We start from the raw sequence: 24,437 nt of genomic DNA, 5'->3' as shown, positions 1-24,437 counted from the left end.
TCTTCGGCTTTGTTAGTTATTATTGTTGATTTCCAAAAATCACGAGACGCCTGCGGGAAAAGCAAGAGCTAAGAGCATTTACTTCATGAATATGCTACGATTTGTCTCGACGGATGCCACTACAGAGCGTTGCGTGTAGAGGAAGAGACAGAAGATCCATCGGGGTGTTTTTCCCCGATTAGCTGAAGCCTTGCCCGCGGCAAAGAAGACACCATGAAAGCAAACAAAGTGAAGCTTGAATGGATGTCGCGCTTGTGCCTAGAGGTGCAAGCGAGTGTATTTTTGTAAAATCAACACTAGCTTTTAACATAGCCTAGTTTTAAAAACGAAAGGAGAATTCTAGTGAGTTATCTTTTTATAAAAAACGCAAATGAACTTATTACTGTAAAAGGTTTTTCACATGAACCTGCAAGAAAAGAACAAATGAATGAGCTCGGTATTATAAATAATGGTGCCGTTTTAATGAAAGACGAGACGATCGTCGCTGTTGATGAAACGTCAAAACTGGAATCCTCTTATCCGGAAGAAATTGCACAGGCCAAAGTTGTCAATGCAACCGGAAAAGTTGTTGCACCAGGACTTGTAGACCCACATACTCACCTCGTTTTTGCTGGAAGTAGAGAAAACGAATATAATATGCGACTTCAAGGTGCTTCCTACATGAAGATTATGGAAGAAGGTGGCGGAATTCATGCGACAACGAGAGCGACTAGAAAAGCTTCGTTTGAAGAAATGTATGAACAAAGTTTACGTCGTCTAAATAAAATCGTTGAGCATGGTGTGACAACCGTTGAAGCGAAAAGTGGTTATGGAATGGATTGGGATGTTGAGAAAAGGCAGCTAGATGTCGCACATAAACTAGAGGAAGAACACCCGCTTGATATCGTACACACGTTTATGGGTGCTCATGTTATCCCACAAGAATATAAAGAAAAACCAGATGAGTTTGTTGATCTCGTCTGTGAAGAAATGATTCCAAAAGTAGCAGAATTAAACCTCGCAGAATTTAACGACGTGTTTTGTGAGCGTGGCGTCTATACTCCAGAGCAATCACGAAAAATATTAGAAGCTGGGAAAAAACACGGTCTCCTTCCGAAAATTCACGCCGATGAAATTGAACCTTATGAAGGAGCAGAGCTTGCTGCTGAAGTTGGTGCTGTCTCAGCCGACCACCTTTTAAAAGTGTCTGATCGTGGGTTAGAGATGATGGCAGAAAAAGGTGTCGTCGCTGTGTTACTACCTGGGACTGCGTTCTTCTTAATGACTGAAGCAGCAGATGGAAGAAAAGCCATTGATGCAGGCGTACCAGTTGCACTATCAACAGACTGTAACCCTGGATCCTCACCGAGTGTATCGATGCCGTTTATGATGAACTTAGCAAGCTTAAACATGGGCATGACACCTGCAGAAGCAATTACAGCTGCAACGATTAATGCGGCTCATGCGATTAACCGTGGTGAGACAGTTGGAAGTCTTGAAGCTGGGAAAAAGGCTGATGTCGTCATTTGGGATCTGCCAAATTACATGCAATTTACGTATCATTACGGCGTAAACCACACAGAAACTGTTGTGAAAAATGGAGATATTATTTTTTCAAAGAGGGATCTGTAAATGAATAAAGAGTATAAAGGATTAACTGCACCTCCATTCACGTGGACAAAAACAAGTGAAACGCCTGAAAAGGTGCACGAATGGATCAAACCAATCCAGGATGTATCAAGTAGTGAAATTGATGATGCCGATGTCGTCATGATTGGCATCCCGCTCTCACGATCATCGATTAGCGCCTCTGCTGCATCAGAGTTTCCTGATGCGTTCCGTAAGAGCTGGAAAGGTTTTGCAACTTACAATTTGGATGACGATGTTGATCTATCGACGCTTTCGGTCATCGACCTAGGTGATACAAAACAACACGTGACAAACATTGATCTCTGTCACGAAAACATCACCACTGCTGTCACTGACATTCAAAGTTGTCATTCCAAACCTTTGCAAATCTCAATCGGGGGTGACCATTCAATCACAGCTATGACTGTGAAAGGAATTCGCAACGCTCATCCAGATAAAAAAGTCGGTATCATTCAGCTTGACACTCACTTTGATCTTCGTGACCCAAATGAGTTAGGCCCAGCTAACGGGACACCGATTCGTTATTTAATTGAAAATGAACTAATTGAAGGCGATCATGTATATAATATTGGCCTTCACGGCTTTTTTAACACGAAAGCGTTAAAGGAATATGCTGATAAGCATGGCGTTCACTACACAACAATGAGGGCCGCAAGGAAAAAAGGCCTCAATACAGTTATCGAAGAAGCTCTAAATGAGCTCAGCGTAAAAGTTGACGTTATTTATTTCACTTGCGATATGGATGTTCTCGATATGTCTTATGCTCCAGGTGTTCCAGCAACAACGCCTGGTGGTATGAGAACGGATGAAATATTTGAGGCTGCAACACTGATTGGTACCCATCCGCAAGTAAGAGCAATGGATATTGTTTGTCTCGACCCGAAAAAAGATATGGCGGATATGACTGTGAAAGCTGGTACACATGTATTTTTAAGCTTTTTATCCGGAGTTGCACTAAGGAAATAAGAAAGAGGATGCCGCGGCATCCTCTTTCTTTTATGTCTGATAAGTCATTTCTTTTAATGCATCATTTGCTTTTTTAAAGTATTCAATTGCCTTTTTAAGCTCTTGTTTTCTCTCGTAATATGTAGCGACCTCTCCTGCAAAAAAAGCTAAGTATGCCGCCATTTTCTTTTCCTCGAAATAAGGAACGATTGTTTCAGTTAATAGTGTCTCATAATCTTGTTTATATTTTTCACCCACTAACGCTCGATAATATAAAAACTTATAATAACGAGCCATTTCCTTGCCATCTAATTCTCGCTTTTTTAATACATCATCAACCGTTTCGAAGCCATGTTCGATCCACGTCATCATTTCTTGCTCATGTCCAAGCTTATAAAACTCGTCTAAAATCATCGAAATGGTAACGAGCCTTTGCTCCCCTTTTCTTAGTCGGTAACTCAATTGAAAAAACCGAATGGCTTGAAAAGGATCGTCAGTACTCGCATATATTTCTCCAAGGTTATGTAATACACTTGCTTCAAGCCACTGATTGTTAATTTGTTTTGCAATTTTTTCTGCTAATAAATAATTTTTTTTTGCCTCATCATACTGTTTCAGCTTACTGTAGCTAATTCCTATCGCTAAACGACACTCTCCACAGCGAAAATAATTGTAAGTTCTTTCAAAACCGTTTAACGCCTTTTTCAAGTAATAGATACTAACATTATCATTATAAAGATTTTGATACAATATTCCTGCTATAAAATAGAAGTCTATGATTTGAAGTTGTGAATGGACAGCTTCATTTACGATTTTTTCGGCTTTTTCTATAATTTCCTTTGCTTTCGGAAATTCCCCATCAAAGTATAAATAGCCGATTTCACATTTATATAGATAAAATAACAGTTCAGGATCATTGAGTTCATAGACAGTCTTTTTAATATCCTCAAGTTTATCCTTACCATTTTGATAGTCCTCAACGATATAGCAATAGCGGATATAGAAAATATCACATAATAATTTAATTTTCACATCTTCAACAAACGGTATTTTCTCTTGCAAATGAAAATACGATTCCTTCGCTTGCTCCATGTTCTTTTCAATAAGTAACTCTCCCCAAGATAGAACTTCTTCCTTAACTTTTGAACCATCTTGTTTCCTCAATTTATTTTCATCGATCCCTAGACGGCTCATCAGTTTTTTATAAAGTTCAGGGCTTGGTTCCATTTGATCATTTTCAATTTTACTATAGTACGAGATGGAACAAATTCCTTTACAAATATCCTCTTGTTTTTTTTGTTTTTTAATTCGATTATATTTCAGCACTTTTCCGAGCATTTTATTCCACCACCGTTAATCCTGACACTATTTTCATATGTTCTCTATTAATGTTAAACAAAATCACATCATAATTGTATCTTTTCTCCTAAGAAAATTTGAAGCTAATTTCTATTAATTTTCTTATCAGAATTCAATGACTCTTCAAAACTGTATGTGGAATTAAAATGTCTTGATAGCACGCACATATACAACGTTAATCTTGAAACAAATAGAGAAACGATGATCGGGTTGTGTAATTATTTGTCGATTTTTATTCATTTGCAGATCAAAAGTATTAGAAAATCATTTCACTCATTTAACATATATTAAGAAGTTTTTATTTGAAAACACGAAACCCCCTCGAATTCGACAGTTATTGACAAGATGTCACCCAATTTTCTTTATATACATTTATTTTTCTTCTACTTTTTCTAAAAACAACTTTTCTTGAAACGATCCTCTCCGCTTTGCTTTTTCTTGACGGATCGTCTCTAGCTCAGAGGTTGAATAGCCATAATGTTCACTTAAACAGTAAATTAACTCTAGCATGTCTGCCAATTCCTCCACCGCATGTACTTCATTACCTGCTTCATGTAATTCATCAAGTTCTTCTTTCAACTTTCGTTTTGCATAATATTCAAACTCGTTTTGATCGAGACGAGTTATTTCACATCTTTTTCCAGTCTCTTCTATAATTTCAGGGATTCGATCACGTACAAGCTTATGGTAACTAGGCACCTTTTTCACTCCTCCTTTTTTATCATCCGCTATAGTTTAGTTGTTCCTTTTTTCCTGTTAATAATGAGCCGATGACAAATGCAATAAATGAAAATGCGACTGGTAAAACGACAGAATGCATGCCAAACGGATCAGGCCAGAATTGATGGATGAGTATATAAGAACCTACACCAGTAATCATTGATGCTAAAGCTCCCCCTTTGTTTGCTCCTTGCCAATACAGGCCAAAGACGATAGGCCATATGAAAGCTGCTTCAAGTCCTCCAAAAGCAAACAAGTTTAACCATATTAAAAGGTCAGGCGGGCTAAGTGCAAGAGCAAAAACGATAATACCTAACGTAGCTGTTACTCCAAATGAAATTTGCTTTACCTTTTTTATTGTTGCATCAGGCTTAATGTAATTTAAATAAACATCTTTTACTACGGTCGAACTAACGAGTAGTAATAATGAATCCACAGTACTCATAATTGCTGCTAAAGGTGCCGCTAGAACAAAACCTGCTAGCCACGGTGGAAGGACTTCCATCGCAATAAGTGGCATCACTTGATCTGGTATTTCAAGCCCAGGAATGATCGGACGGGCAAACACCCCAATTAAATGCATCCCTAGCATAATGAAACCCACAACGATCGTTCCGACAATCAGTGCCCTATGCATCGCTCTTGAGTTTTTATAAGACATCGCTCGAATCGCTACTTGCGGTAAGGCTATTACGCCAACGCCAACTAAAATCCAAAAGGATGATACAAAGGCTGGCGTCAAGCTTCCATCATGCCCATAAGGTGTGACTAAATTCGGGTTTTCTGCAATAAGATCGTTCATAATGTTTGTAATTCCACCGCCAGCAATGATTGTACCGATTAAGATAATTAATGTACCAAAAACCATCACAACACCTTGTACCATATCAGTCATGACGACAGCTCGAAAGCCACCGATAATGACATAAATGAGAACTGCGATTGCAAAAATAAATAAAGCTGATGAATATGTAAGTCCAGTTAATGATTCGATAAGACGTGCGCCACCAACCCATTGCGCTGCCATCGCTGAAAATAAAAAGACGATAATACTAAATGCAGAAATTAGCACCACTGCTTTACTTTCATAACGTTTTCTTAAGAAATCAACGAGTGTAACAGCCTCATATTTTCGTGCCATGATCGCAAACTTTTTTCCAAGCACTAATAAAACAAAATAACCAGTTGCTACTTGGCTCATTGCAAGAAGGACCCATCCAAGACCATGAACGTATGCTGTCCCCGGACCACCAAGAAAGCTACTTGCACTTCCATATGTCGCGACCATTGTCATCGCTAGTAAAAATCCGCCTAATTCGCGACTGCCTAAAAAATATTCTTGTAAAAATCCACTACCTTGCCTATTTGCATTCTTTGCGGACCATAACCCGATAACAAAAATAATGACAAGGAAGATAAACAACGAAATAAGTACGGGCATATTCATTCTTCTCGCCCCCGATCAGGCCTTTCATCTTCTTCGAATGACACTTCTTGAAAGAAGCCTTTTACTAATACAATGACTAATGCGACCATGACGAGAAAACCGACCACACAGCTATAGAAAAACCATGCAGGTAACCCAAAAACATATGTATACTCCTCGACAGGCTTCGAGCCAAGTCCGTAAGCAAACCCATACCACCAAATAAAATTAAACAAGACGAGTGCAACTCCCACTAAGGCTTCACGATTTGCAATTTTATAGCGCGGATCATGATAAACAATTAAGTTTCTGTCATTCATCATACTCCTCCTTTACTTACATTCTTCTTATCTATCATTTATCATCATTGTAAACCTAATTCATGATAAACGTCGAATAATCCTGCTAGTAAGTTTTGATAATAGGCTAGTTAAACTCACTATATTTAAAACTGTCCATTTTCCGATCCTAAAATTGTAAAAGAGCTTTGAAATTAAATTCAAAGCTCTTAGCCAATCTTACAACTTTTATATGGTTTCATTGATCTTTTGTAAACGTTTTTCTAGTGCTGTCTTACAGCTTAAAGCTAATTCAGGTACAGCAATGATTTGCTTTATCGCCTCTTCATTTTTCTGATCGTGAAAATAAATCTCATTCACATAAGCTACTGAAACTTCGGAGTAACGCTTAATAAACTGTAAAGGCTGTGAAACAGATACTGTTCCTTCCTTTAGTACTCGCATATAGAACCCGGTTAACCCTTGTTCGGTAACGGTTTGCGGGATTTTAGGGTGATTAAGTTTCTTTGCTAACTTATGACAAGGTATTCGTGGCTGAGAAACTTGTACTTGAGCTTTCCCCCATTGAAACACATCACCAATATAGACCGCATCTTCTGTTAACCCTTTTACGGTTAAATTTTCTCCGAAGGCGCCTGGACTTAACTTTTCATTTAAATTCTCTTCCCAAAAGAGATAGTGATCAAAAGGATACACGCATACAGCTTTATCCTTCCCACCATGATTCTTTAAGTCCGCTTGTTCATCGCCTTCTAACTGGGTAGACGATAAATATAAAGACCCATCGACTGACGTTTTTTCTATTGCTGATTCAACCGTTTCGTTTTGTCCTGTTAATGCTTTTACTTTCCCTACGTTCACTGAGATCAAGTTTGCTTTGAGTCGCTTCATCTCATTAAGGCCCCTCTCTTATTTAAGCTCTAACCTGAAAATATTTTCTTTATTTAGCAGCACATGTTGTTTCTCTTTAACCTCTGGGAACAAGTGCGACATCCGTTCATTCAAACTGTCAGCACTTATTTTCATTGGCCATGTTCGGACTTCATTAGCATAGTTGTCTATCCTAAAAAAAATGTGACTATTTTTATAAAATAGATTCGGCACCCTTGGGTAATTTATGGGGTGTTTTGAAAATTATGGATAGGTTAAGTTTATTATATTACTAACTTTTAAAAAATGGTGAATTTTCATTCAATTCCCTCATTTTTTTTACATTTGAGAAGGGGTTATATTATTTTTATTTATTCGAATGAATTTCATAATTACGTTTTTTGCGCAGTGAAACGAATGATATTATAAATATTTCATTAAATGTACGTTTTATTTGTACTATCAGAATTAATAAATTTATGGTCGATAGTATAACGGCAACTAAGGCTTTCGCCATTTAGACTTGCACTAAAGCATAAGAGCTTCTATGTAAGCACACTTCGTTTACGAAGAATCTCTTTAACGAAAAGCCAAGTTTTGTTTAGAAGTGGACGTAACAAAAGACGGCGACTCCCAGAGGATCAGCGACGAGCAATACTTCTTCGAACTGCTTCGAGCTGCGACGAGTAACCGCAGGAGCACTGTTTATCTGTGACGAGTAATCGCAGGAACACTGTTTATCTGTGACGAGTAATCGCAGGAACACTGTTTATCTGCGACGAGTAACCGCAGGAGCACTCTTTACCTGCGACGAGTAATCGCAGGAACACTCTTTACCTGCGACGAGTAACCGCAGGAGCAACGAGCTGAAGATCCACTTAGGCGAAGTTGAGCCTAAGTTAGATGAAGACAAGCCCTCGGGAAAGCGTCCGTCTGAAGTGGAGTTCACGCTCACATTTAGAATTTCCATCATATTTTGAGTTATGAAATTGATTCATTCATATGCTTTTTTCCCTAAGATCATCGACGTAATGTCATCAGATGGAGGGTTATGAAGTCCTGCCCTAACATCTCGGTAATAGCGTTCGAAATGGTTTTCTCGGTGAAGACTGTAGCCTCCGACGGTGCGCATGGCAAGGTCAACAACATTAACAGCAGCATTAGTTGCGACTGTTTTTACCGCAGCCAACTCTGCACCTAACTCTGGTCGCCTTTTTGGGTCTTCATCCCATAGACTTGCTACATGATAAAGGAAGTGCCTTGCTTTCATCAGTTCAAGGTCGATTTCTGCTGTTTTGCGACGAACTTCTGGGACTTCAGAGATTGGGTGGTTCAAGCTATTTGGTTCGTAGGTTTTGGCAAATTCGATAGTATCATTTCTTGCAGCAATCGCGATCCCTAAATAGCAGGCTGGGATGTGTAGAAGCCAACCTTGAGGACTTTTTCCGTGTCCTGGGTCTTTTGTTGCCACAAGAGCGCGGTCTGGAACATGTACGTTTTCTAAAATTAAGTCATCACTTCTTGTTGCCCGCATCCCTAACGTGTCCCACGTTTCGTTAAAAGTGATCCCTGCTGTTTCTCGATTTAATAAAAATTCCCCAACTCCTTCTGTTTCACCATTTTGTGTCGTTGCCGTAATAATAATATGATCTAAGACAGGGGCTAGTGAGGTGAACGTCTTCTTTCCATTAATCACCCAGCCTTCTGACGTTTTCACCGCTGTCGTCTCAGGCTTTCCTCCTCTAGCTGGACTACCGGTTTTCGGTTCAGTTGCTGCACTGTTTATGAGCGTTTTTTGGTTTATGATCGTTTCCGATACTTGTTTAAACGTTTCTTCTGGCCATTTATTTGCATCTCTTAATTGCATCATGATTCCATTATGCCAGCCTAACGATAAGGCTGTTGCACCGTCACCTTGAGCAATCGTTTCTTGAACAAGTAAAAAATCATATAAACTGATTTCTTCACCGCCGTATTTTTTTGGGATCGTTAATGCCGTCATTTGATGATTCTTTAACTCTTCAAAGTTCTCAACAGGAAACGTACTATTTTTGTCATGGATGGGGGCACGCTTTTTAAAGGGTTCAATAAATGATCTCGATTTTACATACAGTCGCTTTTGTTTTTCTGTTTTTATCAAGTTCTTCATTAAATAATCCATAACATCGCTCCTTGTCTTTTTCCGAATCAATTATCTTGTTTTATTGTATGAGATGTTCGCCCTAAAATAAAGGAAGATCCATCCAATCATTAATTAAACGTATCGTAACTATTGGGGAGAGTTGATCATTTTCACACACTCTTCCATAATTTCTCTCTGTTTTTCCCCCTACAAATCTAACAAGCTGTTAGAACAAATATGATATGGGGAAAACCTGTAATAGATGGAGGAATGTAAATGTTTTCGAATACACAAATTGGAATTGACTTAGGAACAGCTAATATTTTAGTTTATACGAAAAATAAAGGAATTGTTTTGAATGAACCTTCTGTTGTAGCAATTGATATGAAGACCAATCAAGTGCTTGCAGTCGGTGAAGAAGCAAAAAGTATGGTGGGGAAAACACCTGAAAATATTGTAGCAATTAGGCCGTTAAAGGATGGAGTTATTGCTGATTATCAAGTCACGACAGATATGTTAAAGCAAATCATGAAAAAGGTGAGCAAGAAGCTTGGCTTGTCTTTACGTAAGCCAAACGTTGTCGTTTGTACACCTTCAGGATCAACATCTGTTGAAAGAAGAGCGATCCATGATGCGGTGAAAAATTTTGGCGCTAAAGAAGTGGAACTTATTGAAGAGCCTGTTGCTGCCGCTATTGGAGCAGATTTACCTGTCGAAGAGCCGATTGCTAATGTTGTCGTTGATATCGGTGGGGGAACGACAGAGGTAGCAATTATTTCATTTGGTGGAGTTGTCTCATGTAATTCCATTCGCGTAGGTGGAGACCAGTTCGATGACGATATTGTTCAATATGTACGAAAAAATTATAACTTACTGATCGGTTATCGTACGGCTGAAGATATTAAAATGGAAATTGGCTACGCACTCATTGGTCATGACGAAGTACAAATGGATATTCGCGGTCGAGACCTCGTTACTGGTTTACCGAAAACGATTAAGTTAAGTTCTAAGGAAATTCAAGGGGCGATTCGTGAGTCGTTATTATCGATTTTAGAAGCGATTCGTGCAACGTTAGAAGACTGCCCACCAGAACTAAGTGGAGATATTGTTGACCGTGGTGTGATTTTAACCGGAGGCGGCGCCCTCTTAAATGGCATTCAAGAGTGGGTTAGTGAAGAAATCGTCGTGCCCGTTCACGTTGCACCAAACCCATTAGAAGCTGTCGCAATTGGTACAGGTCGCTCATTAAGCGTCATTCATAAACTGCAAAAAGCAGCGAAATAGCTAGTTAAAATTTCTTACACACGTTTTTTAAGAATAGAAGTCGGATCAAAAGTTAATAGAATAGAAGTAAAAAAGGGACCAGGTCTGTCACAAAATTGTACTAGACCTGGTCCCTGAATTTTTGGTTAAGAGGGTTGATTTTTTTGGAGTTTTTGTTCTATGAGACGAGTTGGTGTGCTGTTTGTTGATTATTTGCTTGCTGTTCAGGTTCTTTTTTCATAGAGATGCCTGTGAACCCATAAATGACAGTAATGATTGGGCATAATATGCAAAAGAATGCAAAGGGGGCAAATGAAAGAACTGGAACGTTTAAAACACTTGCCATAAACACGCCACTTACTCCGTATGGGATGAGTGGATTAATAACCGTTCCTCCTGATTCGAGGACTTTAGATAAGTGTTTTCCTGAGTACCCCATTTCTTTATACCTTTTTTCGTATGCTTCCCCTGTTAGCACAACAGACATATATTGTTCTCCTAGAGTCGTATTAATCCCTATTCCAGATAAAACGGTTGAGAGAACGACTTTTCCTCTTGTTTCTACTAGTTTATGAATGGTTGACATTAACGTTTGAATGACGCGCAGTTCAGATAAAATGCCACCCATACTCAATGCTAGTAAAAGGAGTGATACTGCCCACATCATACTTTGAATGCCACCACTACTTAAAATCGAATCTACTTGCTCGTTTCCTGTTGATGATTCGAAACCATTTTGAATAATGGACATCCATTCTGTAACGTGAAAGGCTCCTGGTTGTAAAATGGCTGAAACGATGACACCTGCAACAATCCCCATAACCATTGTTGGGATCGCCGCAATTTTTTTCACTGCTGCTACAAGTATCACAATTGCCGGAAGTAGTGCGAACCAATGAATGGTTGTTTCCAATGCGAATGCTTCAAGCCACGCTTCTACATAAGCGATATTCGCAGTGCCTGATCCTGTGCTTAGGAAAAAGAAAATGATACTTGTAATTAAAAATGCTGGGATTGTTGTCCAAAGCATGTGACGAATATGTTCAAATAAGTCGACTTTACTAACTGAAGAAGCTAAGTTCGTCGTATCTGACAATGGACTCATTTTATCCCCAAATACAGCCCCAGAGACCACCGCTCCTGCAACCATCGCTAAGTTGTAATCAAGCGCTGTTCCTAGTGCAATAAAAGCAATTCCGATTGTCGAAACCGTCGTAAAAGAGCTACCAAGAGAAATTCCAATGATAGACGTCACTAAAAACACACTAAGTAAAAAATATTCGACAGAAATAATTTCAAAGCTAAATGCAATCAATGTTGGAATTGTACCAGACTTCATCCAAACAGCTATCAGCACACCGATTAGCATAAAAATAATCACCGGTACAATACCTGATTGGACGCCTTCAAGCATCCCTTTTTCGATCCTCTTCCACGGAAGCTTGCGAACCTTTGCCCAGCCTATCAATAGTAGGACCACCAAGAAGATAGGAACATGTGGTTCAGCACTGAATAAAACTAAAGAAGTCCCTATTATTCCAAGGATTATTAGTAATATCGATACCGCTTCCCACCCTTTCATCGTCACATCATTTTTTTCACTCATCATAAACCTCTCCTCTTTTCCCACAAAAATGTCGAGGACCAGGTCCGTGACAATTTTGTGAACATTTCTATATGTTTTCGTTCATATCGCTTAAACACTAAAACGCTTAAACGCTTTTAAGTGATAAAGTGTAATTTTGTAATGAAACTATATTATCGAACATATTTATTTTTGTCAATGTCATTTATAAAGGTTTTGAATCTTCAATCAGCCGCAGTCAATGAAGTTCACAAAATTGTGCGGGACCTGGTCTCCTACAATTTTCACGAAAAAAACCGCCAATTATTTTGGCGGTTCAAGTGTAATCTAGAATGCTTCTTCTGTAAGGCATTTAAGGCACCTTGTGCATTAAGAATATTTTTTCCATTTGTCAATAACATTCTTTAACTCGTCCCATTGCACAAACCTTGATCCCCTCCATTCTTCTTTCCCCTGTATAAATAGAAGAACTGTTGGAGCACTGAACACCATAAACTCCCCTGATATGTTTGGAACGTCTTCAAGCTGTACGAAAACTGATGAAATGTCATTATTTGATTTAATAAATTCACTCAACTGATGGGCTACAGCATCACAAACTGAACAGTGATGAGACTTGATTAAAACAATAAGAACTTCCTCCTCTTCGATCACTCTTTGAAGGTCGTCTTTATTTCTTACCATATTCATTTAACTGTTCCCCCCTTAATATTTCACTTTCACATTCCGTTACAGTACAAACAGTTTATTACAACATCAAAAATATTATTTGTAATCTATATTGTCTCATGGAAAGTAAGTAATGCTCACCTTCGAATTCATGAACATGAATAGAAAAAACTTATTAATCCATCGGTCACACGACCTAAAATCCTTAATTAGTTATTATTCATTCCCAAACCACCATTAATCTCCTCGCACACACACTTTCCAAAAAAAACATGTGCCGGAACCTGGAATTACTTGGTAATGTGTTATTGGCTATTCGTAAGGGAATAAATGAATGTTGAGGCAACTCTTTTATCTGAAGTATTTGTACAAAAATGTGAAATTGTCGGGGACCAGGTCCATGACAATTTCGCAAAATGGGTTGACAAGCTCGTTTTTCGGCTTATGAATTTTCTTATATGGAATATTCTGCTATGATAAAAGGTATCTTATGTACAATTACAGATGGTATATGGTGAGCAAAATTTCTTTCTATAAACGACAATAAAAAGGAGGGCTGGCATGACAAAAAATCACGGACTTATCGCAGCACGCTTTGTACTAGTAGTAATACTTAGCATTGGATCATTATGGTTATTAGGCTGGCTCTTCACGATTTCTTATCCATTTTGGATTGCAGCAGGTCTTCTATGGATGTTTATGCCTCTTATTCGGATTTTAAAAAATAAGGTGAAGTTCCCTAACGGCCTTGCTGTATTAACAGCACTTTTGATTGGCTTAAGTACATTAGCAGGAGTATTTACAGGCCTAACTTTTTTAGCTATTTTTGGTGTGCGCCGCATCTCAGAATTTGTACCGATGTGGATCGAACAAGGATCAATGCGCTTGCAACAATTTTTTAATCAAACGATTTTACCGTTATGGCATGAGCTTTCTGGTATTATGGACGCCTTAACACCAGAGCAACAAAGTACTTTACAAGAAGGAATACAAGAACTTGGTGGACAAGTCGCAGCACTACTTGGAGAACTTGGGCAAAAAATGGTCGATGCCCTCACCAACTTACTCATTGCTGTACCTACTTTTCTGATTGCCTTTCTCTTTATTTTCCTAGCGTTCTATTTTCTCGGTAAAGACTGGGATCGAATCGTTGACAGTGGGATAAAAATTAGTCCAGCGCCGCTTATTCGTAAAGGGAGAGCATTTAGAAAAATGTTCAGTCACCGCGTCCTAGGATTTCTAAGAGCACAAATCATATTAATGGGGATCGCTTCATTGATTGTATTAGTAGGGTTATCAATTTTAAGAATCGAACAAGCATTAACGATCGCAATCATTGTCGGAGTCGCCGAAATATTACCGTATTTAGGATCAGGTACAATCTTGATTCCATGGTTTATCTACCTTTTCATTACCGGAGACATTAGTTTAGGAATCGGTATTGCAATCGTTTATGGGGTAACCATCGGCATAAGGCAAATAATTGAACCGAAAGTTCTCTCTTCTAGTATGAATTTAAATGCACTCGGCGTTTTAATCTCACTTTTTGTTGGGTTTCAATTGTTTGGAATTATTGGCCTTTTCATCGGTCCTTTTGTCTTAGTCATCGTAGTAATCATGAAAGATATCGGTATGTTAAAAGATATCGGTTATTTTATCAGATACGGTTTTGTTGACGAAGAAACAAAATAAAGTGTAAACAATGCCAGGCATTTCCAGGTGCCTGGCACTCATATTCGCAATTACTGTATAATCATTCACACTCTCAGCGAAACATCTGCAATTCTTTTGTCTCTTATTCTTTCTGGCCATTGGACTGGGGCTTTTCGCCAAGTGTGTCCTTGATTCTCAGAGAGGTAGATTCCTTTATTATTGACTGCATAAAATGTGTGGTTTTCTGTTGAATTTGTATGCAAATGATATACAGTTGAGCCTTTTGGATCTGGTAATCCTTTCGTTACACGTGTCCATTCAGCGTTTGATTTGTCTCTCCTGTACAAATGCGTATTTGCCCTCTCAGGAGTATAAGCTGTTCTTGGGCCTTCAGCAGCTGAAACAACAACAACTTCTGGATCTGCCGGGTCAACCGCAACGTAAACGAGGTAGGTAAATGACCCTAACCCTTCATTTTTCGTTTGCCACGTTTCACCTTTATCTCTACTCTCTGCATACCCACCTCCACCAGCTTCATAAATGTACGCGTCATGATTAGGGTGTAATTTGATCGTATGGCAGTCAAATTGTGATCCTTCTTTTCGATCTTCAAATGTCTTGCCGTGATCTAGACTGCGCACCACGCCACCAAACTCAATACCCGTTAAGATGAACTGGTCATCTTCTTTTCCCGTCACAATATCTCGAACATGATGGGTGTAAGGTCTTGGCGGGAAGCTCCAGGTAGATTTCGAAGGTAGAGACAATAGTGCCGGGAACCTCGACCATGTTTTTCCATAGTCATCCGTAAAAAACAATTCACTTGGTTCCGTACCAACATATAATCGAGAAGATTTACTATTTTTCTCCACAGCTTCGGATATGTGAAGCGAGGTGATCCGTTCATGTAATACTCCCTCACCGATGCGTATCCAGCTTTTACCGTCATTTTTCGTATACCATAACCCGTGATCAAATGTTCCAGCAAAAACCCCTTCACCTTCTCGTTCAGCCGCTACACACTGAATTGATGTACCTTTTATTTCACTTGTAGCAAGCGTCCATTCTTTTTCTTTCTTTTCTGCGATCAAAACCTCGTGATCACTTGCAATATATAGTTTCATCAAATCCCCCTCTCCATTTGTCTTATTCATAGGTTTCTTGATTGATGTGAAAAATCCTTTGAAAACTCGCTATATAAAGAAAACTCGCCGATTGGCGAGCCTTTTAGGCAAAGACAGAGGTGTTAGTTGCGACGAGCTTTACTTCTTGATAAAGCTTCGAGCTGCGACGAGTAACCGCAGGAGCCAACGCACAGGACGTGCTAGCACCGGTGTTGCGATAGGACATCGCGTTTTTATCCGGTGAACTTATACTTAATTCTTAAAAATTTTTCACTACGTCGTGCTTCTACTTTGCTAAAATTTTATAAATTCTAATTGTGTAAGAAAAAGCCCGGTAACTGACCGAGCGATGTGAAGCAATGGTTTATAAACGTTCTCTTCGTTTTAAATCACGGTTCGGCGTTTCGTCAAAGAGGTTCTTTTCCCCTTCTTCTAAATATCTATCTTGATCATGCAGCCCTTCAATTTGACCTCGTGACATTTCATATTCATGTGCTTCTTTAATTTCTTCGATAAACGTGTGGACGATTTGCAGCTCATCTTCTGTTAAGCGGTCAACTAAGCGGAGGACATCTTCTTTCGTGACAAACATCGGTGCTCCCTCCTTTATTCTAAATGTCAGCGCCCCGTTACTACCGATGTACCCAAGTACCCCAATTATCAATCATCTAATCAAATAATTTCATACTTTCGTAACATAAAAATGTTCGATAATGACCGTCATACCAGTAATAAATCAAATTGAATATTAACCATTCACCATTGGTTTCTACTATAAATTCCCATCTAATCCCAGGTGCCAGGTAACTGGATTTAATTTCCATATTCATTGCTTTATACTTGTCAGCGATTGAACTTCTTTCTACAATAGAGTTATTGATAAGGAGGAGATGCTCACGTGACACTAACATTTGATCAAGCGGTACAGTTGGACAAGAATGATCCGTTAGCAAAGTATAAGGATGAGTTTTACATACAAGAAGGTCACCTTTACATGGATGGAAATTCACTTGGCCTTCTCTCAAAACGTGCTGAAACAGCTCTTAATCGTTCTTTAAATGATTGGACAGAGCATGGGATTGACGGCTGGACAGATGGTGCGGAACCTTGGTTTTACCTTTCAGAAAAATTAGGAGAGATGACCGCTCCTCTTCTCGGAGCCAAAAAAGACGAAGTGATTTCAACTGGATCAATCACGACGAATTTGCACCAAATGGTTGCTACGTTTTTCCAACCAAAAGGGAAGAAAACCAAAATATTAACCGAAGAACTTGCTTTTCCAACTGACATGTATGTTTTACAAAGTCAGCTCTCTTTACAAGGACTAGACCCTAATGAACATTTAATCGTTGTCAAAAGTAAAAACGGTCACACCTTAGACGAAGACACCATTATTGAAAACATGACCGATGAAGTTGCATTAGTTGTCCTACCATCTGTCCTTTATCGAAGTGGGCAATTGTTAAACATGAAACGGTTAACGAGTGAAGCCCATAGTCGAGGTATCACAATCGGTTTTGACCTTGCCCACTCTGCTGGATCCATCCCTCACAAGTTGCACGAATGGGGATGTGATTTTGCCGTTTGGTGCACGTATAAGTATTTAAACAGCGGTCCAGGAGGTATTGGTGGACTCTTCGTTCACGAAAAGCACCATGGACGTGCTCCAGGATTAGCTGGCTGGTTTGGCTCAAATAAAGAGCGTCAATTTGATATGGCTCACGAAATGACTCCTGCAGAAACAGCTGGTGCTTATCAACTCGGAACTCCGCACGTTTTTAGCAGCGCACCATTGATCGGTTCCCTTGAAATGTTTGAAGAAGTCGGAATTGACGTTGTAAGGGAAAAATCTTTAAAACTAACAAATTTTTTATTAGAGTGTCTTCGTGAAGAACAGTTACTAGGAGAATTTGAAGTAATTACACCGTTAGAAGAATCGAAACGCGGTGGTCATATCGCAGTATCCCATGTGGAGGCTGCGAGAATTTGTAAAGCATTGAAGAAACGAGGGGTCATTCCAGATTACCGTGCACCAAATGTCATTCGTTTTGCACCGATCGCTTTCTATACGTCATTTGAAGATGTATGGAAAACTGTTCAAGCATTAAAAACGATTATGGACCAACAAGAATACAAGGAGTTTTCAAACAATCGAAATGTCATCGCATAATGAAACCCAAAAAATACCAGGTGACAGGCGAGGCCACTGAAAAAGTCATTATGTCCGCTCAAAAACTCCTTCGCTTTCCGCAGGCACTGCTTCAGCTTCCTCGTGGAACCCCGCCACTGCGGGATCTTCAGCTATTGCTTTTCCTTCTGGAGTCTCCGGGTTTTTGACGGACATCCTTTTATCAACAGTTTTTCAGTAGTCTCGTGTCAGGCACCTAGTATTTTTTCATATTTACTTTATATCCACCCTATCGTTGGTTTGCTCGGTCGCGATGTGCAACATCGTCATGGATACTAACTGAATCTTTCTCTGTATAATAATCTTTTTCATGGATTTTATCTTCATCATCTTTGATTCTCTCAAACATTTCTGTATCTATTATTCCTTGTAAATACTCATAAACTGCTTCTAGTTGCCCATCGTTTAATTCATCAATCATTTTTCTTACTTCTTCTTTTGTTACTGGCATTTGAATCCCTCCTAAATGTATACTTTCGTGATCTTCCTGCTAGGTTTGATGATCTTTTTTCTCAGATCGCTTCCCTTTCAATGAATGAATATACTCGTAAACCGCCTGAATTTCATCATCTGATAAATGATCGAGCATTAAATGGATTTCTTCTTTTGTAATGTACAATCGATCAACCCCCTTTATATATTTGAGGTGTATACAAGCATTTCCCGCTATGAAACAAAAATAATCTATCTTTTCTAAAACCAAGAAAAAGCCTCCTAAAATTCTTAGGAGACCCTTAATCTTATTTATTTTTCTCAGCTTCTATTTCTTCCACAAGAATCGATAGTTCTTCCCAACGTTCCATTAACGCTTCAAGTTTTCCTTCAACCGCCTTCTGTTCTTCAAAAAGGTCTCGAGCTAAATCAAAGTCACTTCCTGATTCTTGAATTTGCTGTTCTAATGACTCCACTTTTTCCTCAAGTTCTGCGATCTTGTCTTCAATTTCATCCCATTCTTTCTGGTCTTTATAAGATAATTTCTTCGGCTTTTTCGATTGGTTTGTCGATTGGCTAGAGTCTTTTTCTTCTTTTACATTTATTTGTTTTTTTGCTTCGTTCTCTTCACTTTTCACTGTCTCCATATATTCACTATAACTTCCATGAAAACGTGTAACATGACCGTTCCCGTAAAAAACAAGGAGCTTATCTACGACACGGTCAAGGAAATATCGATCATGGGAAACAGTCACGACAACACCTGGGAACTGATCTAAGTAATCTTCCAAAACTGCGAGCGTTTCTGTATCTAAGTCATTTGTCGGCTCATCTAAAAACAACACGTTCGGTTCTTGCATTAAAACCTTCAATAAATATAAGCGACGACGTTCTCCTCCAGAAAGTCTACGGATGTGTGTAAATTGCATTGGACGTGAAAAAAGAAAGCGCTCAAGCATCTGCTCTGCTGTTACAACCGTGCCATCAGCAGTATAAACGACTTCAGCGACGCCTTTTATATAATCGATCATGCGAAGATCTTCATCCATCTCTTCATGATTTTGTGTGTAATAGCCGATTTTCACCGTTTCACCAATATCAATTGTTCCTGAGTCAGGTATTAGTCGGCCTGCTATGATATTTAATAACGTCGATTTCCCGCTTCCATTCGGACCAATAATTCCGAGACGATCTCCAGGAGTAATTAAATAATCAACGTCTTTAAAAAGCTGATGACCTTCAAAGGATTGAGTAATCCCTTCAAGCTCAATGACTTTTTTTCCTAGTCTGACAGAGCCAATCGCAAAGTCGACATCTCCTTTTTCATGAACATAGCTTTCACTCTTGATGTTTTCAATACGATCTTTTCTAGCTTTCTGCTTCGTCGTACGCGCTTTTGCGCCACGCTGAAGCCAAGCAAGCTCTCGACGTAAAATGTTTTGTCGTTTATCTTCTTGTTTTGCTTCTTCTCGTTCACGTTCTGATTTTTTCTCTAAAAACAATTCATAGTTTCCTTCATATTGAAAAAGCCTGCCATGATCAAGTTCAAAAATACGATTCGTTACACGGTTTAGAAAGTAACGGTCGTGCGTAATGAGAATTAATGCGCCGCGATATTGCGCTAAAAATTGCTCAAGCCACTCAATGGTTTCATTATCTAAGTGGTTTGTCGGCTCATCTAATAATAATAAATCTGCAGGTTGAATCAGTGATTTTGCCATGGCGACTCTCTTTTTTTGCCCGCCAGAAAGATGTTTCACTCGTTTGGAAAACTCAGTGATCCCTAGCTTCGTTAAAATTGTTTTTGCTACTGTGTTTGCTTCCCAGGCTTCAGCTTTATCCATTTTTTCTTGCGCACTTACTAATTGCTTTTGCAATGCTTCGTTTGTTGGGGCGCTTTCAAGAGATAACAATGTTCGTTCATATTCACGCATCGTTTTCATAATGAGTGAATCACCTTCATACACTTGTTCAATCACTGTTTTTTCCATATCAAGCTCAGGATCTTGAGGTAAGTACTCTATATGAAAATCATTAGCATGAATGATTTCTCCACCTTCTCGTCCATCAATACTAGCTAATACTTTAAGTAGTGAAGATTTACCGGTACCATTTACACCAATGAGTCCAATTCGCTCCTTTTCCCCAACAGAAAAGGAAATATGATTAAAAAGAGTTTTCTCTCCATATGTTTTCAGTAAGTTTTCAACTCGTAAAATACTCATAACATCATCCTCCACACCCTATTGTAGCACGCCAGGGCCCTTCCATGTTTATCCAGGTGCCAGGCACCTGGATAAACATGGAAATTAATTGATAAATATTAAAAGCGTATGAATCTTCTTTTGTTTTCTTCGTCATTTTCTTTCTTGTTGGTTAAGAGATTATGGTACTCTATTAATAGGTGAAACGGTTTATAGTGTAATCCGTATTTATAGTAGTCATCATTATATTTTCTAAAACTAAAAGAGGTGTTTCTATTGCTACAAATGCTTATTATGAGTGCGTTATTAGGGTTGTTATTTCTCCCTATACAGCCTGAATGGTGGAAGGGTGGCTTTTTCCGCCAATGGCTCATCCCGCGTTATATTGTTGGTTTTCTTTACGGGATGTTCTTATTTTATGTTGGCCTCTTAGATCAATCATTAACGGCCATTATTACGTACTACTTGCCAATTGTAGGGATTGGCCTGATTGCCGACAATACCCTTGTTTTTTCACTGAAAAAAACGTTCCGCAAACAAAAAGCAGTGATCGGCGCAGGAACTGGTCTTGTCGTTCTCGCTGGGTTCGGTTTGTTTTGGATCCTTCAGCCTTTATTTTTAGCGGATGCGAAGTATAACCTTGCCGGCGGTGAAGAGGTTTCTGTCGAGGATCTGGCTCCGGTAAGCGAAGAATCGATTCCAGTCGTTTCTAGAAACTATGCCCGTTACCGTGCAGACGTTCAGATGGGGCAACTTGATAACCCTGCGTTTTACACACTTGGTGAAACGAGAATCCAACGTGTTGATGACACACTTTACTGGATCACTCCCATTGAGTATGATGACTTCTTCCGTTGGATGAGAAGTGATGCTGTTCCAGGATACATTCGAGTAAATGCAGAAAATTCAAGAGCAGAGCCTCAACTCGTTCTAACTGATATGACGATCGTTCCTTCCGGCTTTTTTCACGAAAACTTAGAACGTCACGTTCGTATGGAGTATCCTGATGTCTTAATGCTAGATACAACGTTCGAGATTGATAGTGAAGGAAATCCATATTACATTGTCAGCTACGGTCATTACACAGAATTTCGTCGTGTCGCTGATGTTGATGGTGTCATTATCGTTAATCCAACTACTGGAGAAATTGAAAAGTACGAAAAAGAAAATGCACCAGAGTGGGTAAACCGTATTTATCCCCCTCATATTGCTGAAGAACGAAATAACTGGTTCGGAATTTATAAACATGGTCTCATTAACCGCTTTTTTGGACGCGAAGGGCTTACAGAACCAACTCGCTGGACTGCCGATGATGCTGTTGCAGGTGTCGTTGACCGTGAATTAAACTTAAATTGGTTCTCAGACCATATGCGCTTACAAACAGGTCAAGAAGCCTCTAACTCGATGGTTGGCTTCACCATGTTTGACGCACGTACTGGTGAGCTTCGTTACTTCCGTGATGCAAGTGGCTCATTAAATGGGCGTACTGCTATGAATTTAGCAGAGCGTACGTTCCGCCGTGACGATTATGTCGCTGGTACACCAACTCTCTATAACATTTATGGGCAGTATACATGGGTTGTACCACTCATGGATCGAAACAGTGTACTTCGTCAAATTATGCTCGTGAATGCATCAAGTGAGCACATCTATGGCTACGGATCGACGAAAAGGGAGGCATTTGGAGCCTATCAACTTGAGCTTTCTACGACTGTTGATGACGATATGGTACCAGGGGAATTAACTGACCTAAAAGAGATTACTGCTATGGTAGAAAGAGTTTACCATTGGGACCGAGAAGATAACGTAACAGTACGACTTCTTCTTGAAGGATACGACCGCATTTTCACGGTAAATTCATCATCTTACCCAAGGTCAGTATTCATCGAATCTGGAGATGAAATCACAATTAAATTCATTGATTCAGGAGAAGACATTCAGCCGATTGAAGAGCTAGAATTTTAAACGTCTATTATATTCGGAAAAACCAAGTGATCGCCTCTTACGGTGAAAACTTGGTTTTTTGCTTTTATGGAACAAAGAGACTTTCATATTAAAAAAATTGAAACTTTGAAAGTTGAGTCAATTTCATAATTACGTTTTTTGCACAATGAAACGAATGATATTATTTTTTTCTTTAACTGTACGTTTTATTTGCTCTATCAGAATTTATAAATTTATGGTCGATAGATAAGTGCTCCTGCGATTACTCGTCGCAGCTCGAAGGGATTTCGAGGAAGCCGATACTCGTTGCTCCTGCGATTACTCGTCGCAGCTCGAAGGGATTTCGAGGAAGCCGATACTCGTTGCTCCTGCGATTACTCGTCGCAGCTCGAAGGGGTTTCGAGGAAGCCGATACTCGTTGCTCCTGCGATTACTCGTCGCAGCTCGAAGGGATTTCGAGGAAGCCGATACTCGTTGCTCCTGCGATTACTCGTCGCAGCTCGAAGGGATTTCGAGGAAGCCGATACTCGTTGCTCCTGCGGTTACTCGTCGCAGACTACGTGCCTCTTCCTCTTCAAGCACTTCTTGGAAGTTGATGCGTCGAGGCAGCTCGAAGAATATTCGGAGAAGCGAATGCTCGTTGCTCCTGCGGTTACTCGTCGCAGACTACGTGCCTCTTCCTCTTCAAGCACTTCTTGGAAGTTGATGCGTCGAGGCAGCTCGAAGAATATTCGGAGAAGCGAATGCTCGTTGCTCCTGCGATTACTCGTCGCAGCTCGAAGGGATTTCGAGGAAGCCGATACTCGTTGCTCCTGCGGTTACTCGTCGCAGACTACGTGCCTCTTCCTCTTCAAGCACTTCTTGGAAGTTGATGCGTCAAGGCAGCTCGAAGAATATTCGGAGAAGCGAATGCTCGTTGCTCCTGCGGTTACTCGTCGCAGATAAAGAGTGCTCCTGCGCCGCTACGCTTGCTCGTCGCAGGTGAAGAGTACTAAGAATCTCTTTAACGAAAAGCCAAGTTTTGTTTAGAAGTGAACGTAACAAAAGGCGGTGACTCCCGGAGGATCAGCGCAGTCTGAAGATCCACTTAGGCGAAGAGTTATTGAGCCTAAGTTAGCTGAAGACAAGCCCTCGGGAAAGCGTCCGGCTGAAGTGAAGTTCACGCTCATCATTCGGATTTTCGCATCTTATTTTGAGTTATGAAACTGATTCAGATACAAAACGTATAAAATATTGACGTTTCAATACAATTTTTAAAATTTAGGTGGAGATAATATGCCAATTATCGCATTACTTATAGGAGTGCCTTTATTCATTTACGGTATCTTTAAACTAGTTAAGACGAAAAAAAATATGGATCAATCTAAAGTGATCCACGGAACAATTGTTGATTTTATCGTTGAACGAATGAAAGATTCAAGGCCTGGTCATTATCAAATTTCTGGCAACGTCGCCTACTTTCCCGTTATTGAGTATGTCGATGCTATAGACGGTACAAAAAAACAATTTCGTTCGATGACTGGTTTTAATAAACATAAACATAAGCTTGGAGAAGAGATCGAACTCATCTATTATATAAAAAACAATAGAAAAGAAGTGATGATCAATCATTGGTTTGTGGTTTGGGGAAAAGGAACATTTTCGTTGATCGCTGGTGGATTCTTGACTCTTATTGGGGGACTTTGGTTAACTTCAGAATGGGACAAAATACAAACGTTATTTATGTGAATTTTAGGCTCTTTTCGCATAGATTGTTCCTGCGATTACTCGTCGCAGGTAAAGAGTGTTGTTTTTATAACGTGAAGAAGTAAAAGGCGGCGACTCCAGCGACGAGCATGGCTTCACGAACTTCCACAAGGCCTGCCTCTTTCTCTACTAGTATGGCTCTGTTGTTTATCCGTCGAGGCAACTCGAAGCTTACTCGTGATGTAAACGCTCGTTGGTGACTTCGACGTTCGCACAGGACGTGGGGGTTTTAGTCGAAGTTCTACTGTATCGAGTTGTC

The 24,437-nt window shown here is 39.6% G+C and carries 20 protein-coding genes; 7 read left to right on the top strand and 13 right to left on the bottom strand.

The window, feature by feature from the left end:
• Positions 1–342: 342 nt before the first annotated feature.
• Together hutI and hutG are read left to right on the top strand one after the other, a co-directional pair.
• Positions 343–1,611, top strand: coding sequence for an imidazolonepropionase (hutI, locus tag LGQ02_RS04375; RefSeq protein WP_226517013.1), 1,269 nt, complete (start codon positions 343–345; stop codon positions 1,609–1,611).
• Positions 1,612–2,595, top strand: coding sequence for a formimidoylglutamase (gene hutG / locus LGQ02_RS04370; protein WP_226517012.1), 984 nt, complete (start codon positions 1,612–1,614; stop codon positions 2,593–2,595).
• Positions 2,596–2,625: 30 nt separating this feature from the next.
• Here hutG and LGQ02_RS04365 read toward each other — a convergent pair whose 3' ends face one another.
• The 6 genes from LGQ02_RS04365 to LGQ02_RS04340 form a co-directional block, all read right to left on the bottom strand.
• On the bottom strand, positions 2,626–3,912 hold the full coding sequence (locus tag LGQ02_RS04365) for a helix-turn-helix transcriptional regulator (RefSeq protein ID WP_226517011.1): 1,287 nt from the start codon (positions 3,910–3,912) through the stop codon (positions 2,626–2,628).
• Positions 3,913–4,305: 393 nt separating this feature from the next.
• Positions 4,306–4,632: a nucleoside triphosphate pyrophosphohydrolase gene (locus LGQ02_RS04360; RefSeq protein ID WP_226517010.1), complete on the bottom strand. Its 327-nt coding sequence runs from the start codon at positions 4,630–4,632 to the stop codon at positions 4,306–4,308.
• 22 nt (positions 4,633–4,654) lie between these two features.
• The gene (panF, locus tag LGQ02_RS04355; protein ID WP_226517009.1) at positions 4,655–6,100 is read right to left on the bottom strand and encodes a sodium/pantothenate symporter; all 1,446 of its coding nucleotides are present in this window, start codon (positions 6,098–6,100) and stop codon (positions 4,655–4,657) included.
• Positions 6,097–6,402, bottom strand: a complete 306-nt coding sequence (locus LGQ02_RS04350) for a YhdT family protein (protein WP_226517008.1) — start codon at positions 6,400–6,402, stop codon at positions 6,097–6,099. Before LGQ02_RS04350 ends, panF begins: the two co-directional genes overlap by 4 nt.
• 204 nt (positions 6,403–6,606) lie before the next feature.
• Positions 6,607–7,269: an MOSC domain-containing protein gene (locus LGQ02_RS04345; RefSeq protein ID WP_226517007.1), complete on the bottom strand. Its 663-nt coding sequence runs from the start codon at positions 7,267–7,269 to the stop codon at positions 6,607–6,609.
• A 973-nt stretch (positions 7,270–8,242) separates the two neighbouring features.
• Complete coding sequence (locus tag LGQ02_RS04340) at positions 8,243–9,409, bottom strand: acyl-CoA dehydrogenase family protein (RefSeq protein WP_226517006.1); 1,167 nt, start codon at positions 9,407–9,409, stop codon at positions 8,243–8,245.
• 237 nt (positions 9,410–9,646) lie between these two features.
• On the opposite strand from LGQ02_RS04340, the gene mreBH reads away from it, so the two are divergent.
• Positions 9,647–10,654 carry a rod-share determining protein MreBH gene (gene mreBH, locus LGQ02_RS04335; protein ID WP_226517005.1) on the top strand — a complete coding sequence of 336 codons (1,008 nt, stop codon included), beginning with the start codon at positions 9,647–9,649 and terminating at the stop codon, positions 10,652–10,654.
• Between the two features lie 157 nt (positions 10,655–10,811).
• Here mreBH and nhaC read toward each other — a convergent pair whose 3' ends face one another.
• The gene (gene nhaC, locus LGQ02_RS04330) at positions 10,812–12,242 is read right to left on the bottom strand and encodes a Na+/H+ antiporter NhaC (protein ID WP_226517004.1); all 1,431 of its coding nucleotides are present in this window, start codon (positions 12,240–12,242) and stop codon (positions 10,812–10,814) included.
• Between the two features lie 345 nt (positions 12,243–12,587).
• Positions 12,588–12,908: a thioredoxin family protein gene (locus LGQ02_RS04325; RefSeq protein ID WP_226517003.1), complete on the bottom strand. Its 321-nt coding sequence runs from the start codon at positions 12,906–12,908 to the stop codon at positions 12,588–12,590.
• A gap of 540 nt (positions 12,909–13,448) precedes the next feature.
• On the opposite strand from LGQ02_RS04325, the gene ytvI reads away from it, so the two are divergent.
• A complete protein-coding gene (gene ytvI, locus LGQ02_RS04320; RefSeq protein ID WP_226517002.1) occupies positions 13,449–14,579 on the top strand; it encodes a sporulation integral membrane protein YtvI in 1,131 nt (376 codons plus the stop codon).
• 65 nt (positions 14,580–14,644) lie between these two features.
• On the opposite strand, the gene LGQ02_RS04315 is transcribed toward ytvI, so the two are convergent.
• Complete coding sequence (locus LGQ02_RS04315) at positions 14,645–15,664, bottom strand: WD40/YVTN/BNR-like repeat-containing protein (RefSeq protein WP_226517001.1); 1,020 nt, start codon at positions 15,662–15,664, stop codon at positions 14,645–14,647.
• 364 nt (positions 15,665–16,028) lie between these two features.
• Complete coding sequence (locus LGQ02_RS04310) at positions 16,029–16,256, bottom strand: hypothetical protein (protein ID WP_226517000.1); 228 nt, start codon at positions 16,254–16,256, stop codon at positions 16,029–16,031.
• A gap of 306 nt (positions 16,257–16,562) precedes the next feature.
• On the opposite strand from LGQ02_RS04310, the gene kynU reads away from it, so the two are divergent.
• Positions 16,563–17,834, top strand: a complete 1,272-nt coding sequence (gene kynU / locus LGQ02_RS04305) for a kynureninase (protein WP_226516999.1) — start codon at positions 16,563–16,565, stop codon at positions 17,832–17,834.
• A gap of 247 nt (positions 17,835–18,081) precedes the next feature.
• Here the strand turns inward: kynU and LGQ02_RS04300 are convergent, their stop codons facing one another.
• The 3 genes from LGQ02_RS04300 to LGQ02_RS04290 all read right to left on the bottom strand — a co-directional run bounded on the left by LGQ02_RS04300 (position 18,082) and on the right by LGQ02_RS04290 (position 20,509).
• Entirely contained in the window at positions 18,082–18,303 is a 222-nt protein-coding gene (locus tag LGQ02_RS04300) for a hypothetical protein (RefSeq protein ID WP_226516998.1), read from the bottom strand.
• A gap of 39 nt (positions 18,304–18,342) precedes the next feature.
• On the bottom strand, positions 18,343–18,471 hold the full coding sequence (locus LGQ02_RS04295; RefSeq protein ID WP_226516997.1) for a c-type cytochrome: 129 nt from the start codon (positions 18,469–18,471) through the stop codon (positions 18,343–18,345).
• A gap of 121 nt (positions 18,472–18,592) precedes the next feature.
• The gene (locus LGQ02_RS04290) at positions 18,593–20,509 is read right to left on the bottom strand and encodes an ABC-F family ATP-binding cassette domain-containing protein (RefSeq protein WP_226516996.1); all 1,917 of its coding nucleotides are present in this window, start codon (positions 20,507–20,509) and stop codon (positions 18,593–18,595) included.
• Positions 20,510–20,773: 264 nt separating this feature from the next.
• Between LGQ02_RS04290 and LGQ02_RS04285 the strand changes: the two genes are divergently transcribed.
• Positions 20,774–22,453, top strand: coding sequence for a hypothetical protein (locus tag LGQ02_RS04285; protein WP_226518216.1), 1,680 nt, complete (start codon positions 20,774–20,776; stop codon positions 22,451–22,453).
• A gap of 1,254 nt (positions 22,454–23,707) precedes the next feature.
• Positions 23,708–24,160 carry a DUF3592 domain-containing protein gene (locus LGQ02_RS04280; RefSeq protein WP_226516995.1) on the top strand — a complete coding sequence of 151 codons (453 nt, stop codon included), beginning with the start codon at positions 23,708–23,710 and terminating at the stop codon, positions 24,158–24,160.
• Positions 24,161–24,437: the final 277 nt, after the last annotated feature.

This window comes from Bacillus shivajii (assembly GCF_020519665.1).
In the GTDB taxonomy this organism is placed as follows: domain Bacteria; phylum Bacillota; class Bacilli; order Bacillales; family Salisediminibacteriaceae; genus Bacillus_CA; species Bacillus_CA shivajii.
The sequence above is the reverse complement of the archived record's forward strand: the minus strand, read 5'-3'. Positions and strand labels throughout refer to the sequence as shown.

What these genes read in the sequence shown, in the direction of transcription:
- LGQ02_RS04300 (WP_226516998.1), bottom strand. Translation starts at nt 18,303, where the DNA reads ATGCCAGTAACAAAAGAAGAAGTAAGAAAAATGATTGATGAATTAAAC.
- LGQ02_RS04350 (WP_226517008.1), bottom strand. Translation starts at nt 6,402, where the DNA reads ATGATGAATGACAGAAACTTAATTGTTTATCATGATCCGCGCTATAAA.
- panF (WP_226517009.1), bottom strand. Translation starts at nt 6,100, where the DNA reads ATGAATATGCCCGTACTTATTTCGTTGTTTATCTTCCTTGTCATTATT.
- nhaC (WP_226517004.1), bottom strand. Translation starts at nt 12,242, where the DNA reads ATGATGAGTGAAAAAAATGATGTGACGATGAAAGGGTGGGAAGCGGTA.
- LGQ02_RS04365 (WP_226517011.1), bottom strand. Translation starts at nt 3,912, where the DNA reads ATGCTCGGAAAAGTGCTGAAATATAATCGAATTAAAAAACAAAAAAAA.
- hutG (WP_226517012.1), top strand. Translation starts at nt 1,612, where the DNA reads ATGAATAAAGAGTATAAAGGATTAACTGCACCTCCATTCACGTGGACA.
- LGQ02_RS04285 (WP_226518216.1), top strand. Translation starts at nt 20,774, where the DNA reads ATGCTTATTATGAGTGCGTTATTAGGGTTGTTATTTCTCCCTATACAG.
- LGQ02_RS04345 (WP_226517007.1), bottom strand. Translation starts at nt 7,269, where the DNA reads ATGAAGCGACTCAAAGCAAACTTGATCTCAGTGAACGTAGGGAAAGTA.
- mreBH (WP_226517005.1), top strand. Translation starts at nt 9,647, where the DNA reads ATGTTTTCGAATACACAAATTGGAATTGACTTAGGAACAGCTAATATT.
- LGQ02_RS04280 (WP_226516995.1), top strand. Translation starts at nt 23,708, where the DNA reads ATGCCAATTATCGCATTACTTATAGGAGTGCCTTTATTCATTTACGGT.
- LGQ02_RS04325 (WP_226517003.1), bottom strand. Translation starts at nt 12,908, where the DNA reads ATGAATATGGTAAGAAATAAAGACGACCTTCAAAGAGTGATCGAAGAG.
- ytvI (WP_226517002.1), top strand. Translation starts at nt 13,449, where the DNA reads ATGACAAAAAATCACGGACTTATCGCAGCACGCTTTGTACTAGTAGTA.
- LGQ02_RS04340 (WP_226517006.1), bottom strand. Translation starts at nt 9,409, where the DNA reads ATGGATTATTTAATGAAGAACTTGATAAAAACAGAAAAACAAAAGCGA.
- LGQ02_RS04290 (WP_226516996.1), bottom strand. Translation starts at nt 20,509, where the DNA reads ATGAGTATTTTACGAGTTGAAAACTTACTGAAAACATATGGAGAGAAA.
- LGQ02_RS04315 (WP_226517001.1), bottom strand. Translation starts at nt 15,664, where the DNA reads ATGAAACTATATATTGCAAGTGATCACGAGGTTTTGATCGCAGAAAAG.
- LGQ02_RS04310 (WP_226517000.1), bottom strand. Translation starts at nt 16,256, where the DNA reads ATGTTTGTCACGAAAGAAGATGTCCTCCGCTTAGTTGACCGCTTAACA.